At 45.2% G+C, this 17,111-nt stretch carries 12 protein-coding genes; all 12 read right to left on the bottom strand.

Annotation, left to right across the window (positions count from 1 at the left end):
• Window positions 1–632: 632 nt before the first annotated feature.
• Window positions 633–2,513, bottom strand: coding sequence for a molecular chaperone HtpG (htpG, locus tag BMW94_RS12190; protein WP_090998629.1), 1,881 nt, complete (start codon window positions 2,511–2,513; stop codon window positions 633–635).
• Window positions 2,514–3,729: 1,216 nt separating this feature from the next.
• Window positions 3,730–4,629: a nickel transporter permease gene (gene nikC / locus BMW94_RS12185; protein ID WP_090998627.1), complete on the bottom strand. Its 900-nt coding sequence runs from the start codon at window positions 4,627–4,629 to the stop codon at window positions 3,730–3,732.
• A 253-nt stretch (window positions 4,630–4,882) separates the two neighbouring features.
• Window positions 4,883–5,887 (bottom strand): ABC transporter permease, encoded by a 1,005-nt coding sequence (locus tag BMW94_RS12180; protein WP_090998625.1) that lies wholly within the window; start codon window positions 5,885–5,887, stop codon window positions 4,883–4,885.
• A 155-nt stretch (window positions 5,888–6,042) separates the two neighbouring features.
• Window positions 6,043–7,695, bottom strand: coding sequence for an ABC transporter substrate-binding protein (locus BMW94_RS12175; RefSeq protein ID WP_090999072.1), 1,653 nt, complete (start codon window positions 7,693–7,695; stop codon window positions 6,043–6,045).
• Window positions 7,696–8,527: 832 nt separating this feature from the next.
• Window positions 8,528–9,484 carry a glycoside hydrolase family 25 protein gene (locus tag BMW94_RS12170; RefSeq protein WP_090998623.1) on the bottom strand — a complete coding sequence of 319 codons (957 nt, stop codon included), beginning with the start codon at window positions 9,482–9,484 and terminating at the stop codon, window positions 8,528–8,530.
• 471 nt (window positions 9,485–9,955) lie between these two features.
• Window positions 9,956–10,453 (bottom strand): phage holin family protein, encoded by a 498-nt coding sequence (locus BMW94_RS12165; protein ID WP_090998621.1) that lies wholly within the window; start codon window positions 10,451–10,453, stop codon window positions 9,956–9,958.
• Window positions 10,454–10,662: 209 nt separating this feature from the next.
• Complete coding sequence (locus BMW94_RS12160; protein WP_090998619.1) at window positions 10,663–13,821, bottom strand: pyocin knob domain-containing protein; 3,159 nt, start codon at window positions 13,819–13,821, stop codon at window positions 10,663–10,665.
• Window positions 13,822–14,367 (bottom strand): putative phage tail protein, encoded by a 546-nt coding sequence (locus BMW94_RS12155; protein ID WP_090998618.1) that lies wholly within the window; start codon window positions 14,365–14,367, stop codon window positions 13,822–13,824.
• Window positions 14,364–15,422 (bottom strand): baseplate J/gp47 family protein, encoded by a 1,059-nt coding sequence (locus BMW94_RS12150; RefSeq protein ID WP_090998616.1) that lies wholly within the window; start codon window positions 15,420–15,422, stop codon window positions 14,364–14,366. Before BMW94_RS12150 ends, BMW94_RS12155 begins: the two co-directional genes overlap by 4 nt.
• A complete protein-coding gene (locus BMW94_RS12145; protein WP_090998614.1) occupies window positions 15,415–15,828 on the bottom strand; it encodes a DUF2634 domain-containing protein in 414 nt (137 codons plus the stop codon). The genes BMW94_RS12150 and BMW94_RS12145 overlap by 8 nt, the downstream gene beginning before the upstream one ends.
• Window positions 15,825–16,079 carry a DUF2577 family protein gene (locus BMW94_RS12140; RefSeq protein ID WP_169480414.1) on the bottom strand — a complete coding sequence of 85 codons (255 nt, stop codon included), beginning with the start codon at window positions 16,077–16,079 and terminating at the stop codon, window positions 15,825–15,827. Before BMW94_RS12140 ends, BMW94_RS12145 begins: the two co-directional genes overlap by 4 nt.
• Window positions 16,080–16,088: 9 nt before the next feature.
• Window positions 16,089–17,099: an XkdQ/YqbQ family protein gene (locus BMW94_RS12135; RefSeq protein ID WP_090998609.1), complete on the bottom strand. Its 1,011-nt coding sequence runs from the start codon at window positions 17,097–17,099 to the stop codon at window positions 16,089–16,091.
• Window positions 17,100–17,111: the final 12 nt, after the last annotated feature.

The raw sequence follows: 17,111 nt of genomic DNA, 5'->3' as shown, positions 1-17,111 counted from the left end.
TGTCAACACGTAAACGAAAATAATTAAGTCTCTATAAAAATAATTGGTTACCTGTTTAACTTCCATATTGTTTTTGAATTTTAGACTAATAGCAAATAAAAGCACAAAAACAACTGATAACAAGGATATAAGTAGCCCAGGCGTTGTTCCTGGATTTGAAGGCATTAAAACCCAAGAATTTATAGGTAAAACAATGGCCCATATTTTAAAATAATTATCAAAAGGTTTAGGTGCGGATAATGCTTTAATATACTTTCACCTCTCAATATCGCTTTTTGATACAAATTGTATCACAGCGGATAGTATGTATCAATACCAAAGGAATTTTTCAGTGAACACAGTTTCATTCATTTTTTTAAAAGTTACATCTGGAGAAACCACTATCTATAAATATGACTTATCTACATAGCCCTTCTCTACTTCCGCTGTTTCTTATTAACAAATCCTGATGTTTACAATAAAAAAAACCGACAGGAAGGAAATACCCTGTCGGAGAGTGCGATAGTGGTTGCACGGGTTAGGCCGTTGCAGGTTACAGAAGAACTCTACCGTACCTTAAACCCTTACGTTACGTAAACTGTTGTAACCCTGCTTTCTTATTACACCGGTTGTATTACTGCAGTATTGCGGATTTAGACCATAACTTTGCAGATATCGTTGGTAAACTCTACCGGGTCTTGAATTGGCAGTCCTTCGATCAGCAATGCTTGATGATATAACAAGCTTGTGTAAAGGCTCAGTTTTTCTTTATCCTGTGCGAATGCGTCTTTCAGGGATTTGAAGACATCGTGATTTACGTTGATCTCCAGCACTTTATCTGCCTGTACATTTTCGCTGTTCGGCATAGCTTTCAGGATTTTCTCCATTTCAATCGTCAGCTCACCTTCAGTGGACAAACATACCGGGTGGCTTCTGAGGCGTTTGGAAGCTTTAACAGCTTTTACTTTGCCGCCAAGCTGCGTTTGCATCGCTTCGAACAACTCTTTGTTATCGTTGTCTTGTGCGTCCGTCTCTTCTTTATCTGCAGTGTCCTCAATGCCCAGGTCACCGCTGGAGATGGATTTGAATTCTTTTTCTTTGTAGTTCGTGATCATCTTGATTGCAAACTCATCGATGTCGTCAGTGAAGTACAAAACTTCATAGCCTTTGTCGAGTACACCCTCGATTTGTGGCAGCTTCTCAATCCGTTCAATGGATTCACCGGATGCGTAGTAGATGTACTTCTGATCTTCAGGCATTCTGGAAACGTACTCGTCCAGGCTAACCAGCTTCTTCTCTTTGGAAGAAGAGAACAAGAGCAGATCCTGCAGGGTATCCTTATTCACGCCATAGTCGCTATATACGCCATACTTCAGCTGACGGCCAAACGCTTGATAGAATTTCTCGTAATTCTCACGCTCGTCCTTGAGCAAGCTTTGCAGTTGGCTCTTGATCTTATTCTTGATGTTCTTCGCAATCAGGCTGAGTTGACGGTCATGTTGCAGCATTTCACGGGAGATGTTCAGAGACAGATCCTCGGAATCAACCATACCTTTTACAAATCCGAAGTAATCTGGCAGCAGATCACCGCATTTATCCATGATCAATACACCGTTAGAGTACAGTTCAAGCCCTTTTTCATACTCTTTTGTATAATAATCAAACGGTGTGTTCTCCGGGATAAACAGGATCGCATTATATACCACTGCGCCATCCGCGCTGATGTGCAGATGTTTAAGCGGTTTGTCAAAACCGTAGCGTTTTTCCATATAGAAGTTGTTGTAGTCTTCTTCGGTCAATTCGCTTTTATTTTTACGCCAGATCGGCACCATGCTGTTCACGGTTTGCTCTTCTTTGTACTCCTCGAACTCGTTCTCTGTACCCTCTTTTGGACGTTGTCCTGTCACATCCATCTTAATTGGGTAACGAATGAAGTCGGAGTATTTCTTGATGATGGATCTCAGGCGGTACTCTTCCAAAAATTCGTCATACGAATCTTCTTCGGTATTTTGTTTGATCGTCAGGACGATTTCCGTACCCACGGAATCTTTCTCGGCTGGAGAGATCGTGTACCCGTCCGCACCTTCAGATTCCCATTTCCATGCTTCGTCGCTGCCCAGCGTTTTACTCGTTACCGTCAGCTTGTCCGCCACCATAAATGCGGAGTAGAAACCAACCCCGAATTGTCCGATGATGTTGTGGCCGTCTTTCGCTTCATTCTCTTTCTTGAACGCCAGTGAGCCGCTCTTCGCGATAACGCCCAGATTGTTTTCGAGCTCTTCCTGCGTCATCCCGATTCCTGTATCGGTCAGTGTGAGCGTGCGGTTCTCTTTGTCGATAGTGAGCTTGATGTAGTAGTCCTCTTTGTTGAAGACGAGTGTATCGTCAGTGAGTGCTTTGTAATATATTTTGTCAATGGCGTCACTGGAGTTGGAGATCAGTTCTCTCAAAAAGATTTCTCTTTGGGTGTAAATGGAGTTGATCATCATATCCAGCAAGCGTTTGGATTCAGCCTGGAATTCTTTTTTAGCCATGAATGGGTGTCTCCTTTCAAATTGGGGATAAAATGATTGGGTTAAATATAGAAAGTAACTGAAATAATCCTTGGGCGATTAGTAGACTCCAAAACCTTTGATCGCGCTGGTCCACAAATATTGTGATTGACTCTAATGATTCATTGTAAAAATAAGTGCATGACGTTCTGCAATGTAGCCGTTCCGGTTACGAATCGTTTTTCGGATCGCTGTTATCCCCGAATTCCTTTGATTCCCTTTTTAAAAAGGGAGAAATTCAGTGATAAAGGCGAACGCTTCGCTTCCTCCAAATCGATTTCGTCCCCTCCACTACGTTTGCATCTAATCAGGAACTGATTTTTAGGATTGAGATCATCAATGAAGTGAATCTGTTATAAATGTGAAACACCGCTTCTTCAGGTCTTCTATGTCTCCTTGGCTTCACATGTCCTATTCAAAGTTAACTTAATCCATATTCAAAAACACAATCATTCCATATGTAGTCGTGTAGTAAAAACATCATTTGTTAGCACTCCAGTCTTCAGAGTGCTAAACCCTTCCTTTTATATAACATATGGGAAAATTGGGTGTCAATACGAAGTTGGTTATTTTAACAAAATCATCGAATAACATTTCAAGTTTTGCACATCTCTAACCATTTTAGCTCAATACATCATGCAACACAAAAGCCGGCTCGAACCAAAGTTCGAACCGGCTTGGAGACGAATTGTAATAAGTATGTTGGAAGAGTAGCTAGTATAACATCATTCCATCTAATGGATTTCGAAGGGTCATCCACCTTGCTGTGTAGCAACTGGCGCGCTGGTTTACCGGCATTGGCGGGTGACAGTGGCAAGCCACAAGCTAATGAACCTCACCGACGTTAATTGGCCTTTTTAGGATCATTTCATAACCTAACGAATCGTAGACACGCTATTTCTCACCTTTAGTCGACCTTTGGAGACTTTCCGCAGGTTTTTCGCAAAATAGCGTGTGTGAAATTCTTTAGACTGGGAAATGGGCAGTAAATCGCAGAATAAAGCTTCCTAGGTTCGTTAGATTTGGAACAGAAGTTGGCGTTACAGCTACAAAATTACACTTACAGTTAGCGTTGGCGTTCAAGCTGCGTTACAACAAAACTTAGAGTTATAGAGATAGGGTTACAAATTTAGGGTACGGGTACGGGTACGGGTACGGGTACGGGTACGGGTACGGGTACGGTTGGAGATGCAAACCTCTACTTTTTGGCCATCTTTGGATCAAGGGTATCGCGCAGACCGTCCCCGAGCAAGTTGAAACCAAGCACAGTGAACATGATGGAAAGTCCCGGGAAAATAAGCGTCCACGGCGCTTTTTGCAGAAACTGGCGGGAATCCGACAGCATTTTGCCCCACTCCGGGTCAGGTGGTTGAGCACCCATGCCAAGAAATCCGAGCGCAGCTGCTTCAATAATCGCTGTTCCAATCCCCAGTGTGCCTTGTACGATGAGCGGGGTGAGACTATTGGGCAAGATGTGCCGGAACAGAATTCGCATATTACCAGCCCCCAGCGTACGAGCAGACGTAATGAATTCCTCCTGCCTCAAGCTAAGTACCCTTGAACGCACCAGTCGTCCGTAGGTCGGGATGTTCACGATCGCTATCGCGAGCAGTGCATTTTGCAAAGACGGACCGAGAATCGCCACAATGGCAATTGCCAACAGGATAGCGGGGAAAGCGAGCAAGATATCGAACAAACGCGAGATGAGCATGTCTGCCCATTTTCCATAATATCCAGCAATCAGACCGAGCAAAGCGCCCGCAATAATAGAGCCAATAACAGAAAAGAAACCAACCCACAATGAAATGCGCGCTCCATGCAGCACTCTGGAAAATACGTCACGTCCGAGATCATCGGTACCAAACCAATGCTCTGCCGAAGGGGCCTGCAGACGATCCGTAAGCACCTGCTCTTTGTAATCATACGGGGCAATATACGGGGCAGCAAAGGCCAGCAGGATGAAAAAAACGATAATGATCAAGCCTGCCAGCGCAAGCCGATTTTTCCGAAACGTTCTCCAGGCTTCCCGCCATGGACCTGATGCAGGTGCCGACGCAGCGTCAATGGATGCTCCGGTATTGGTTGATAATTTGGCCATGCGGCGTCTCCCTTCTTGGATATGAATGAAATACAAGATCAACGAGTTCTATTACACTCAAGCACTACGATTGCAGTACCATCTTCCGATCGCTGTTATCCCCAGATTTTATTGATCCACCTATTTAAAGGTGAAAATCCGGTGATAAATGCGAACGCTTCGCTTCTACAGATTGCTTCTGCACTCTTCGTATCGTGTAATTTTTTAAAGATCTTATATTAAGTTCCATTCATCAACCCAAATGATGAATTTCCTATTTATAACTAATACGCGGATCGAATACGGCGTACAGCAAGTCCACAATCAGGTTGATCACTACGAAAAAGAATGCCACGATCAGAATGCCGCTCTGGATCACCGGATAGTCCCGCGAACTAATTGCTTCATATATATAGCGACCGACACCGGGCCAAGCAAAGATAGTTTCCGTCAGCACTGCACCACCTAACAAAGATCCGGTCTGAATGCCGATGACGGTGAGCACGGGAATAAACGCATTTTTCAACGCATGCCCATAAATAACAAAAAACGGGCCGAGTCCCTTCGCCTTCGCAGTACGAATATAATCCGAACTCATCACTTCGAGCATGCTGGAACGCGTCATCCGGGCAATAACGGCCATCGGAATTGTGCCGAGCGCGATACTTGGCAGCAGCAAATGTTTCGTTACCGTCCACAACTGATCCCAGCGTCCGGCAATCATCGTATCCAGCACATACAAGCCCGTAATGGCTTCAATGGGATCACGCGCATTCATTCTGCCGATGGATGGCAGCCAGTGCAGTTTGTTCGCAAACAGCCACTGCTCCATCAACCCAAGCCAGAAGATCGGCATTGATACACCCACCAATGCAATGACCATGCAGCAGTAATCGAACCACGAGTTATGTTTCCACGCACTGACGATCCCTGCATTCACGCCAATAATGATCGCAAACAGCATACTCGCCATCGTTAATTCAAGGGTTGCTGTCAGATAGGGCACAATTTCCTGGGCAATGGGAACCTTGGTGCGGATGGATGTGCCCAGATCTCCCTTAAACAGGTCGCCCAGATAAGCGAAATATTGTTGAAACCATGGTTTGTCCAGTCCGAGCTGGTCACGCAGAGCTTGCTTGGATTGTTCGGTTGCCTTTTGCCCGAGTATGGTCTCGGCCGGATCACCCGGAATGGCGTGGATAATGGAAAAGACGATCAGGGTCATGCCCAGCAGCACGGGCAGTAACACGAGTACACGTTTGACGACGTAACTGTTCAATCCTCATTCACCTGCCTTTAACGTATAAAAAGCGCTGGCAGACATGCATGCTTTAGATCGTTACATCCTGATGTGGGTTCTGCCAAGCATTGCGTGTACGCCAGCGCTTTGAACTAATGGTTCCTATTTAATACTAAGTTCAGCTCATACATAAGTTATTCGAAGTAGGCATTAGCATAGGATTCCGTGCCCAATGGGGACGGTACAAAATTCTTCAGGTTCGCTTTACCTGCCAGAATAGGAGTGGTGTGCACAAGTGGAATCCATGGAGCATCTTCCTTAATAATCACTTGCGCTTGCTTGTACAGTTCCGCACGTTTGTCCTGATCCGTTTCTTTCTGCGCACTCGTCAGCAACGTATGCAATTCTTCGTTTACATAGAAGCTGCGGTTGTTGCCCGGGATTGCATCCTTATCGAGCAATGTGTACAGGAAGTTATCCGGGTCACCGTTATCACCGGTCCAGCCGAGCATGTAAATATCGTCTTTCTCGCCGGCTTTGGCATCATCCAGATACGTTGCCCACTCCGGTGATTCGATGTTGACGGTCACTCCGATTTTCTCAAAATCGGCTTGGATCGCTTCGGCAACCTTCTTGCCGTCAGGCATATACGGCCGGGATACTGGCATGGCATAGAATGTTACCGGGTCAGGCAATCCGTCAGGGTAGCCGGCTTCGGCAAGTAATGCTTTTGCTTTTTCCAAATCATAAGCATAGTCCTCAATACTATCGTTATACCCCCAAAGCGTTGGCGGCATCGGGTTTACCGCTGGTTGCGCTTGTCCGGCAAAGAAAGCATCGATAATGCCCTGTTTGTTTACCGCGTGGTTGAGGGCTTGTCTTACTTTCACGTTATCAAACGGTTTTTTCTTAAAATTGAAGCCAATGTAGGCCACATTAAATGGTGGACGCTCGATTTTTTGCAGCTCACTATTTCCCTCAAGGATGGACAGATCATCCGGATTTAGATCCTCCATAATATCAATCTCGCCGTTTTGCAGTGCATTGAAGCGAGCCGTGTTATCCGGAATGGAACGCACGATCACTTTGTTCAGCTTCGGCAGTCCCTCTTTCCAATAATTCGGATTCTTCTCCAGGGTGATGGAGTCGTTTCGCTTCCACTCTTTGAATACAAATGGGCCTGTGCCTACTGGCTCGCTCTTGAAATTTTGCTTTTTCTCCTGAATCGCAGTTGGACTTGCAATGCCAAATGGCGTCATCGCTATGTTTTGCAGGAAAGGCGCTTGTGGCTGGTTCAGTGTGAACTCGACGGTTGTCTCGTCAATCGCCTTTACTTCCTTGATCACACGTCCGTCTTCTGGACCAAACATAGAGTCATAATAGTCGAAGGAATCTCCCTCGAATTTATATTCACTGGCTGGATCACTCCATCGGTTGAAGTTGAACACCACAGCGTCTGCGTTGAAGTCGGTACCATCGTGGAATTTCACGCCAGACTTCAGCTTGAAGTCATACTTGAGTCCATCCGCCGAAATCTCCCAGCTCTCAGCCAGTCCAGGAACAACCTCGGTTCCACCTTCTTTGTAGTCCAGCAACGAGTCGAATACCTGATGTCCAATCTTCAGCGACTCCCCATCTGTAACGATTGCCGGGTCCAGTGCCACGGAATCTCCGCCGCGTCCCATAATCATCGTATCCTGTGCCGCCACTTCTGCTGGAGGCTCGCTACCTTCCGCTGGAGCGGGGGAATTACCTGTACCCTCGTTACTGGCGCTGGAGCAGCCCGATAGAATCAACACTGTGCTCATGGCCATTGCCATGACCCCGGATAACCACTTTTTTCTCATTCGCATACGTACAACACCCTTCCCTGTCTCATAATGTGTGTGATACTGGCGTGAAAAAACTCCAATGATTACAATCGATTGGTTTGGTGCTTTGTATCATATGAAAGGCTTTAAATGCCTTTGATACCTGTGATGGATGTTTAGATAAGTTGAGGAGTATATATGAAATGTAAAAACGGATGTAACCGTACACATTTTGTAAGTTTTTTCGGATGATGTGACGAGTTGTAAATGCCTGTGGTTGTTGCGTAATAATTGAACTTAGGTCAATAAGCAACAGTAGAATGGTACGGACTTGGTGGCGGCTTAAAAGGCTGATTTAGAGAGAACGGTGGTGTTGTTTGGAATGGAGTTTGGCTTAATGTTTGACTTGAAGTTTGACTTGGAGTTAGATCATCATAGTTAAAAGTGTAATTGGCAAAATCTAATGGTGGCAATTAGCCGGAACAGAAAGTTGGTAAACAGGACATTTAAGTGGTTTCTCAAGCAGGTTGGATTGGATTGTTTCAATACGTTGTGAGATTGATCTTGAGATGTTGGATTTTACAACAGGGAGACATTACAATAACTTTTCATGTTAAAGTCTTGTCATGATGAGGAGGTTTGTGTAAATAAACAGTGGTGAAAAACGATTTCGTGTAACTTACTTTACATCACATTCATCAATTAGACAAGAGATTTACGGACATAAGTCTTCAACTTTATTATATATGTCAATATCATTTACATAAAACACAAAAAAGGAACACTATTCGACAAAAAGCGTCGTGTGTCCCTTGTTGTGCTCCCTCTTTTAAAACCAGGAACAACTTATATTTTTTGTTAGGTCAGCTTATTTTTTGAATAAACCTCTGCGGTACATGACCGTGATAAAACGGTAAAAATCATAACTCGCCCCACCATCGATGCTGAACAACGGATTTTTGGTGTCATATGCCAGTGCTGCGTCAACGGCCGCTTTTGCCCAGACTGGAACTTCCATCTGCTGGCGCGCCTGCAGTTTATCGACCTGGGATTTCAACGCATCAAACGCTGCTTTCTCTTCGGCTGTCATCGGTTCGCCCCCTTTCGGTGGTTCGGTTGGGTTCGTAGGATTTGTGGGATTTGTGGGATTGGTCGGTTCGGATGGCTCTGGCGGCTTCGGTGTTGCTGTTGCATATTTTGCTTTCAATTCCGCTGCCGATCCTTGGAACTCGTTCATATCCACGTTACCGCTGATCCCGTTCACCTTGCCCGAGTCCGTATACTGCCAGAACGTCCAACGTTTCCAGGCTGGCTGGTCATCCGGTACACGCGTGTTGCTGTAACGCGCAATCCATAGATCATATGAGCTCATCGAAGGTTCAAAATTGCCAGCAAATGAATTGCCCGTGTATATGATCGGTTTCACACCCGTGATACGTTGCAATTCCATTAAAAAAGCCTTAGCTACCGTGTTGATCTGAGCTTTGCTCAGGTTACCCGGATTGTTCTCGTAGTCCATAACAGGAGGTAATTGCAGCGCCTTGGCGCCTCCTACTTTTTGCAGTGTCGTGGCATAATGCGCCGCTTCAGCCTTGGCACCATCGCTAGTCGTTGCGCGAAAAAAATGGTACGTCCCTACCAGCATGCCCGCCGCCAGTGCGCCAGTCACATTGGTTTGGAAATTCGGATCCGTATACGTCTGCCCTTCGGTCGCCTTGATGAACACAAATGTCATGCCGCTCGCCTTCACTTTGGCCCAATCGATATTGCCCTGATACCGCGAGACGTCAATGCCCTGCGTATTGCCCGAGCTTCTCGTTTGCATGTTTCTCACACCCTTTATGCGGCAAATTGCCGTTTGTATATAGTTAATGCTTGGGGATCAGGGGTTGCTTGTGTGCGTGTCCCTGATGTTGGTGAAAGGTAAGTTTGGATGGCTATAGGTTAGTGTCGATTCTGCTATTTGGGTAAGATTAGGTGCTGCTTGGTCAGTCTGCTTCGAATTCTATGTCGATGCTATTTAACTTCTATTGGTTGTCTACTGGGTTTCCATGAACTAACTGAGAAAAAAATACCAAGTCGGTACGTGACAGTTCCAGATACGGATCGTTCTTCCGATCGCTGTTGTCTCCAAATTTCTCGATTCATTTTCTTAAAGGTTTGAAATTCGGAGACAAAGGCGACCGCTATCGCTTCTTCAGAATCGATTCCGTCTCCTTCACTACTTGTAGCTAATATTTGAATATTGCTCTCTCTCTCTCTTGCTACTAGGCACATTTAAATGAATGCTAAGTCCTTACTTCGTTTCATCTCTGGTCTGTTGATCAGCGTCCTTATGGTCTGAGTGTACAAAAGATTCTTTGGACTCAGGAGTATAGTTACGTGGGAGTTCCCCGGTTCCTCCCTTGCCCTTGAGCACCTCAATAGCCTGCCGGATCACAGGTGGAATTGGTGCGCCCAGCCTGCCCCCGTTTTCGATAATGGACAATAACTCATTCGCGATATAAAAAAAGGCGACAGCATCCCTAAACAAATGTCCGTCTCCCAGAACACCGTCCACCAGATGAGCCACCGATACCATTGCAAATATAAATACCTTTCGAGCGATGCCGAACATCCCCACATTACTCTCCAGCTTGCCAGTCATCCCCGCCGCCGCGATACCTGTTAGGTAGTCGAGGATGACGAATACGAGCAATACGCCGAGTACGCCTGACCAGCCTCCGAAGAAGTAAGTTACTGAGCTGCTCATGAGTGCAATTCCCCATTTCCATAGGGTATCCCATCGTTCCATGTTTTCACCTCCTTGGTCTAAAAAATTGTTAACTTGCTTTAGTTGGTAAGGAGAAGAATTACCTTAACTATTTGTTTGCAAACTCTTCACTTCCCCATGTAAAAAGATAAACTAAGTAAATTTATCTGTTATCAGGCAACTGAATAAAAAGCTAATCCATCTTTTACTTTATTAGTAATTTTTTATTCTAATGTCCTTTACTTCCACTTCTAAATCCTGAATGCTTCCCATGTATAAGACGTATTTGAATTTAGAACAGGAACACGAAAGCCACTACTGTTTACGAAAGCATTCGAAGATGGAATTCCAAGCCCTGAATATTCATAGACATTCACGATGTATGCTGATCTTCCCTGACCATTCGAAAATGTATAGTAGTTGTAGTTTGAACCTGTCGAATTCTCTGCTGCAGCACGAGTGTAATAATCGTAAACATTCAGATCCTCACCACTTGCTTGTACAGTTCGGCGGATAATAATTTTGTTTGGCCTGAAATCAAGATTGGATACTGATAAATAGTTAAAGGCGTAGCTGCCGTTATATGTCATAAAATACATTGAAGTAGCCGCTGATTGAATCGTTCCAGTTGCATATTTCGGTCCGACATTAATTTGATTGATCTTTCTCGCAAATTCTAAATGTGTATCGCTGCCTGATGCTGCTACTCCCTTGGCAGTAATGGCGGCAGCGATAGCCGATTTCCCATCACTGACAGAGGACTTTAAACTTTCAAACTCTTCTCTAGATGGAACTTGTACCCATGCGCCCCATGAGTCATAAAGATTTCGCTGCCATGTGGTAAATCCTACTGGAAGAAATGTTATTAAAGTTTGTGTTACTCCTGGGGTGGGCTCTTTATTTTGTGTTCCATTTTTACTAACTTTAAGACTGAATGCCACTCCAACAGGGCAATTTTTTAGAGTTTCAGCATTCAGACTAAATTGACAATAAAATTCTCCCTCAAATACAAAGTTATTTAGATCTTCATTTTCTTTAATCCTAGATGATTTTTTGAGATAGTTTTTGTCAGCATACTGCTGTAATTCCATTTCGTTATTTTTGCTTTCCATTACGGATAGCTGCCTTGAAATATTGGAAGAATCGTTTATAAATTGTTCTATAATAGATTTCTCACTTACTCCTATCGTTCCGTTAATCGATATTGGTGAAAATTGTTCCTGAACCTGATATGTTACAGTATAATAAGCCGATGGATCATATTGAGAGGCTGGCATGGAAGCTAACTCTAACCCATAAACTTCTGACTCCGGATTAAATCGTAGGATCTCCCAGTAATCTCTGACATCATTTTTATAAACGGACAGTATTTTTTTAACCTTACTATTTAATTTAGCTGACAAATTATAGTTATTAATGTTATATGATTTATGCACATCTGAAGTATATACTGGATTAGCACTCTCTCTAATTATCATTCCTGTACCTACTTCAACCTGATTATCTCCCTCATTGAAAGTCAATTGACCCTCTGACGTGATCGGCTCGATAGTTGGGGTCCCCAGTTGGTATATTAGTTGATATGGCTTCCATTCAGAATATCTTGTATATGCTGACCGTATTGTAGGAGAAACCGGCAATGTGGTCGTAAAGTGAGTCGCAGAACTTCCTGACATATATATCGAGTCTAATGGACACCAAGCTTTGCCAACTGTTTCACCATTGTATGGCTTACTTACATCGCCTTGATTACCAAGATACATCTTCCAGCCCATAAAATATGCCTTAATCTCATCTGCTGTGGGCGTGTATGAATCTCCCCATCCACTATCTGCATTAGCAATAGATACATTGAAGTCTGATAAATCTGCAATTCTGAAGTAGGCGTTATCAGATTCAGACATATTTCCGTTTTTAGTAAGCACATTACCATTGTACTTCGTAACAACCAAGCTGTTAAAAGCTGCTACTGGTTCGGATAGAGTACAACCAACTATCTTGTAACCAGACGATGATGCTATCGATCGGTAACGAAGACTTTCATCCAAAATTATCTTGCGCCACTTGGTCAGCTTGTAATATTGGCCATTCTTTTCAAACACTTCGTCAGCATTCAAACCTGTCACCGGGTCTGAGTATAAATCCGTTTGAAGTGCGAGCATACAATCTTCACGTGTTTTTAACGGTTTCATTACCTTACCAAGAGTCATGATTGGATATGCAAAACTCGCTTTATTCCCCGTAGTCCATGTCCATTTACTCACATCAAACTCTTCTGTATAATGCGTAACACCGCTAAGATTTACACCCATTCTTACAGCCCTTGAGACAGTTTTAATGGTTTTAGTCTCACCTGGATTAATGAACATACCTTGTAGTCTTGTATATGAATCATATACACTTACTCGAATTTTGCCTGTACTTGCTGCCGGGTTACTAATCGTGTAATCTTGATTTGCTAATACACTTAAGTAAGTCACGGCATATGCATCAGTTCCAATAGAACCAGATACTAACTCACCAGTAGCCGTAGTTGTAGACGTTTCTAGAAAATTGTGTCCTGTGTGCTCCCATTCGTAGAATGGCGGCAATAAATTCTCTCCGTAGCGAATTACATACGGATTTCGAACAGGCTGAATGCTATCGACATATGGATATTTAGCTCCTACTTGTTCCGGTGTCATACTGGCAAGCGCAGCGTAATCGGTAGTGCTGACTTCATAGAGACGTACAGCATCTGCGTAACCGTACTGACCTACGGCTGTACCTGAAACACCCACGTCAATATTTAGCTTTATATCCGTTGGTGCCGTATAACGGGTCCAGGTTACGTTAAATTTAGAGTTATCCTTTACAGGATTCCCCACTGCCCGAACTCCGGGGAGATTAATAAACATACTTGTCCCATCGAAATTTTTGACTTCAGCGATTGCTACATACGATTTCCCTGCCTTAAGCGATACAGTAAAGAAGCCAATACCTGATGTACCTGTATTAATCGCTATTTTCAAACCGTTTGATCCCTGCAGTTTGTTCGCACTGTCTAAAGTTAATGTAGATTGATGTACACCAATCTTGGATAAGTCTTCACACCCGCCATCACGCCCCAACAAATTCACCAGCGTTCGGCCCTTCAACCCATCCAACTTAAACGCCGAGGCACGTTCAGAATGAACAACTTGCAATCCCGGCTCCAACGTCACGGACTTGCGCTTCTCCGTATCCAACCGCTCTTGAATACTACTCACCTGTGCCTCTGTGTCCTCAGCCTTTTCTTCGACTTTTCCCACACTCTCATCAACCTTCTCCCAGTTCTGATCCAGATACTTATCCAGATCAAAATAGGTCGTCGATGGTGAGGAACGGTCAATCTTATTTAGCCCCAAATTCGGTGTCTTTGGTTCATTCATTTATGCTCCACCTCCTGCAAATTTATCCTGCCGGGTCTGTTCAATGTCAGCCAGCGTCATGCTTTCGACCTCCGCAATCGTCAAATACCGCAGACGGTACTCCACGGTCATATGTGCCGGTTTAATATCCTCAATTGCTGCCTTCAGATCGTCCAGATTGGGCGGCAAGCCCCATGTGTCGATGAAGCGGATTCGGATTAAGTACTCCTCTGGCGAAACGGATACATCAATTCCGCCACTTTCGTAGGCCTGCGCCACGTTCTTGAGCACGGAACCAGAGACTTTGCCGCTACCACGCATTTTGGAGATGATTACGGATCTCCGCTGATCATCCGGCTTGGCTTGATTCGTCGGAATCTGTAGATCCTGCTCATAACGTTCCAATGCCCAGGTCGCAGACTCCGGGTAGAATTGGTCCAGCACACTTTCCAAACCCACCGTAAGCTTGTCCAGCTCTACACCTTCGGTCTCTGTAAGAAGCTGCATCTCCATCACATTTTCATACAACGGTGGCAAAAGAGACATTAATACCTCTGCTTTGCTCATGTCACCTTCACCGTCCCGAGAACGGCGACTGCACCAGGTGCAATCTCCAGGTTGGACATACCACCATTCACCAGCAGATCGCTGTAATCAATCACAGGCGGAATATCCAGAATGACATTGGCAATACGCGTCCAGCGAACAAGCGGATCGGCAAACGCCAATTCTTTCAGATAAGCAGTAACCCCCGCTTCAATCAGCGTTTTTACACCGTCGTACGTTGAGCCGGATGCAAGCGTGACCTGCACCTCGACATGAATGGGCACTTCTTCTGCTCCGACCACCGTGACCACGGGACCAATTGGGGCAGCGCCTTCGCCCATCCCATCCTGCGTGGGATCGATATATTTCTGCACTGCCTCAATCACCGCCTCAGCGGGTGCGTGCATTTCGTTGTTCAGCAGTGCCACTTTTACTGTACCTGGACCATCCCACAGTGGAAAAGCCTTCGCTTTACCAACCCCGGAGTTTTCCCGTGCCCATAGCTCATACTGATATTTGTTGGCACTCGTGACCGGACGGGAAACTTTGTCCTGATAACGATCATACAAGGCCTGATCCGTTTCCTCGTCTTCGCCAGGAACCAACAATTGTGTCAATTCGGCTGTGGTAAGACCAGCAATATAATCGATGGGCAGCAGCGCCCCCGTATATTCATTACCTTCCGCTCCCGCGACTTCACATTCCAACACATATCGTCCTGCCGCGACGCGCTCCACAACAACATACACCCGATCCCCCGTGGAAAAACGACTATCCAAAGGAACCTCAACAGGCTTACCTTCGTTACCCCGAAAACTTCCAACCCAACGTGCCTTCGTGGCCTCTTTTCGACTAATGCCAGACCAAGCCACCGCGCGATCCAGATACTCTCCAGATGCTGTATCCGCAAACTTCAGATTGGCGTTCACATCTAGCTCGATATACATCTGAGCCATTTCCACTGCCGCTGGCGCAAGCGCATCATAGATAATACTGCCTTCACGTTTATCCACACCATCCGGTACCCTGTCCAGCATTCGGTTTAAAATAACTTCAAACGTCTGCTCTTCATACATCGATGTTCACCTCCGTCTCTTCCCTGAAGCTGCCAAAATCCGTTTCCACGGTAAAAGAAACCCTTACCCCATCGGCCTCGTGGACAAAATCGAACTCCGTTACATCCGATATACGATCATCCGGAAGCAATGCTTCGCGAATCCAGCGTTCCAGTTCCGATTCAACCATGGATCTCCCTGCCATTCCTTCCCAGGACCATTCCATGCCGTAATCCGAGGAATAGATTAGATGCTCGTAGCGGCGTGTAGACAACGCTTTATACACCGCCTGTTTTACCGCATCTCTTCCATCCAGTTGCAGCCTTCCAATTCGTTGTCCCGAAGCTTGAAATACATACGTCAGACTTGGAATCACAGCAGCTTCTTCCTGATCTTCTGCACTAATCTGCGCACCCTGTGGAATCATGGATTCACCAGCCGATCCAGCACGACAAAGCTGTCCCCACCTTGAACACGTAACAACAAGACATGGTCACCCACGGTCCAAGCTTTGTTCACTACGGATTCCGACAGTACCAGAAAAGGTTCAGCCAATGCCAGCCGTTGTTCAACAGTGATCTCCAGAGGCTGGGTGTTTGTCACGCTTCCGTACATTATCTGAACGGGAGACTTGGCATCTACGGCGGCCACCGCCGCCTTTTTAATCACGTCCAGCATCATTTATCGTTACACCACCTTCAAATCCAGCGACATCGTATGCACGCCGCCTTGTACCTTATGCGTACATTCGTCTACCAGAAAATATTGATTGATCTTCAGTTCGTTGATCTGAATATTGACAAAACTGCCTGCCCTTACCTTGAAATCGCCAAGCGCATCCACTTTTAATGTCTGTGTCTCGCGGTTACGGAGCGTCATCAGGGTCTTCAGCATGGCATCAATCTGGCCTTCGTTCAGACCATCGTCCGCTTTTTGGTACAAAAAAAGCAGCCCCCATTGACGGATGCTGCCTGAGTCCTGATGAACAAATGTTTCTCTTTTTCCCGTATCCTTGTTATCCCGGTAGAGCTTGATTTTGTTATACGTCTGCTCATCAATAGACCTTGTATAGCTGTAATCCGTGAGCAGACTGTTATCCCCAATGACAAAGCCGTAAGGCATCTCTTCCACATCCCGAAGCACAAGCTTGCCGAAATCATCGTAGAAGATGTAGTTTTTGCCGCCATAGATCAGCGTTCGGTCCAACGCCTCACAGATCATGTCAATCAGCTTTTTGTTATCAAACAACATACGCGGAATAACATATTTCGGCTGGATCAGCTCGCCCACCTTCAACTGAAAGTCGGTAGCAATTCGTTTGATCACATCCGTAGCGGTTGCGTTAACGAACTTGTACGTCTGATTCGCGGTTAGATAACGAGTCTGGTCGTAGGCTTTAATTTTGACACTTTCGTCCTTACCGCTATCCACCGAGAAGATATATCCGTAAAATATGCCTACCTCGTTGCTGATATATTTCACGACATATCCATTCTCATATGTGAATTTCTTATTCTGGTACAGACTGCCCTTGATCAACGTGAATTCCAGAGAGGAAGGCTTGCCGATGCGGGAGGTTTTGTACGTAATGTCACCGGCAATTTCGCTAATGTCCCAGATGTTGCCCTGTTTGTCATCCAGTAATAACCGTTCCTTCATGTTTGCCAGCTTATCATCCAGCCTGATCTGCTCTTGCATATTCCCTCTCCT

The organism is Paenibacillus sp. OK003 (genome assembly GCF_900109515.1).
GTDB classification, from domain to species: Bacteria; Bacillota; Bacilli; order Paenibacillales; family Paenibacillaceae; genus Paenibacillus; species Paenibacillus marchantiae.
The sequence above is the reverse complement of the archived record's forward strand: the minus strand, read 5'-3'. Positions and strand labels throughout refer to the sequence as shown.

What these genes read in the sequence shown, in the direction of transcription:
- htpG (WP_090998629.1), bottom strand. Translation starts at nt 2,513, where the DNA reads ATGGCTAAAAAAGAATTCCAGGCTGAATCCAAACGCTTGCTGGATATG.
- nikC (WP_090998627.1), bottom strand. Translation starts at nt 4,629, where the DNA reads ATGGCCAAATTATCAACCAATACCGGAGCATCCATTGACGCTGCGTCG.
- BMW94_RS12175 (WP_090999072.1), bottom strand. Translation starts at nt 7,695, where the DNA reads ATGAGAAAAAAGTGGTTATCCGGGGTCATGGCAATGGCCATGAGCACA.
- BMW94_RS12170 (WP_090998623.1), bottom strand. Translation starts at nt 9,484, where the DNA reads ATGCAAACGAGAAGCTCGGGCAATACGCAGGGCATTGACGTCTCGCGG.
- BMW94_RS12165 (WP_090998621.1), bottom strand. Translation starts at nt 10,453, where the DNA reads ATGGAACGATGGGATACCCTATGGAAATGGGGAATTGCACTCATGAGC.
- BMW94_RS12160 (WP_090998619.1), bottom strand. Translation starts at nt 13,821, where the DNA reads ATGAATGAACCAAAGACACCGAATTTGGGGCTAAATAAGATTGACCGT.
- BMW94_RS12155 (WP_090998618.1), bottom strand. Translation starts at nt 14,367, where the DNA reads ATGAGCAAAGCAGAGGTATTAATGTCTCTTTTGCCACCGTTGTATGAA.
- BMW94_RS12150 (WP_090998616.1), bottom strand. Translation starts at nt 15,422, where the DNA reads ATGTATGAAGAGCAGACGTTTGAAGTTATTTTAAACCGAATGCTGGAC.
- BMW94_RS12145 (WP_090998614.1), bottom strand. Translation starts at nt 15,828, where the DNA reads ATGATTCCACAGGGTGCGCAGATTAGTGCAGAAGATCAGGAAGAAGCT.
- BMW94_RS12140 (WP_169480414.1), bottom strand. Translation starts at nt 16,079, where the DNA reads ATGCTGGACGTGATTAAAAAGGCGGCGGTGGCCGCCGTAGATGCCAAG.
- BMW94_RS12135 (WP_090998609.1), bottom strand. Translation starts at nt 17,099, where the DNA reads ATGCAAGAGCAGATCAGGCTGGATGATAAGCTGGCAAACATGAAGGAA.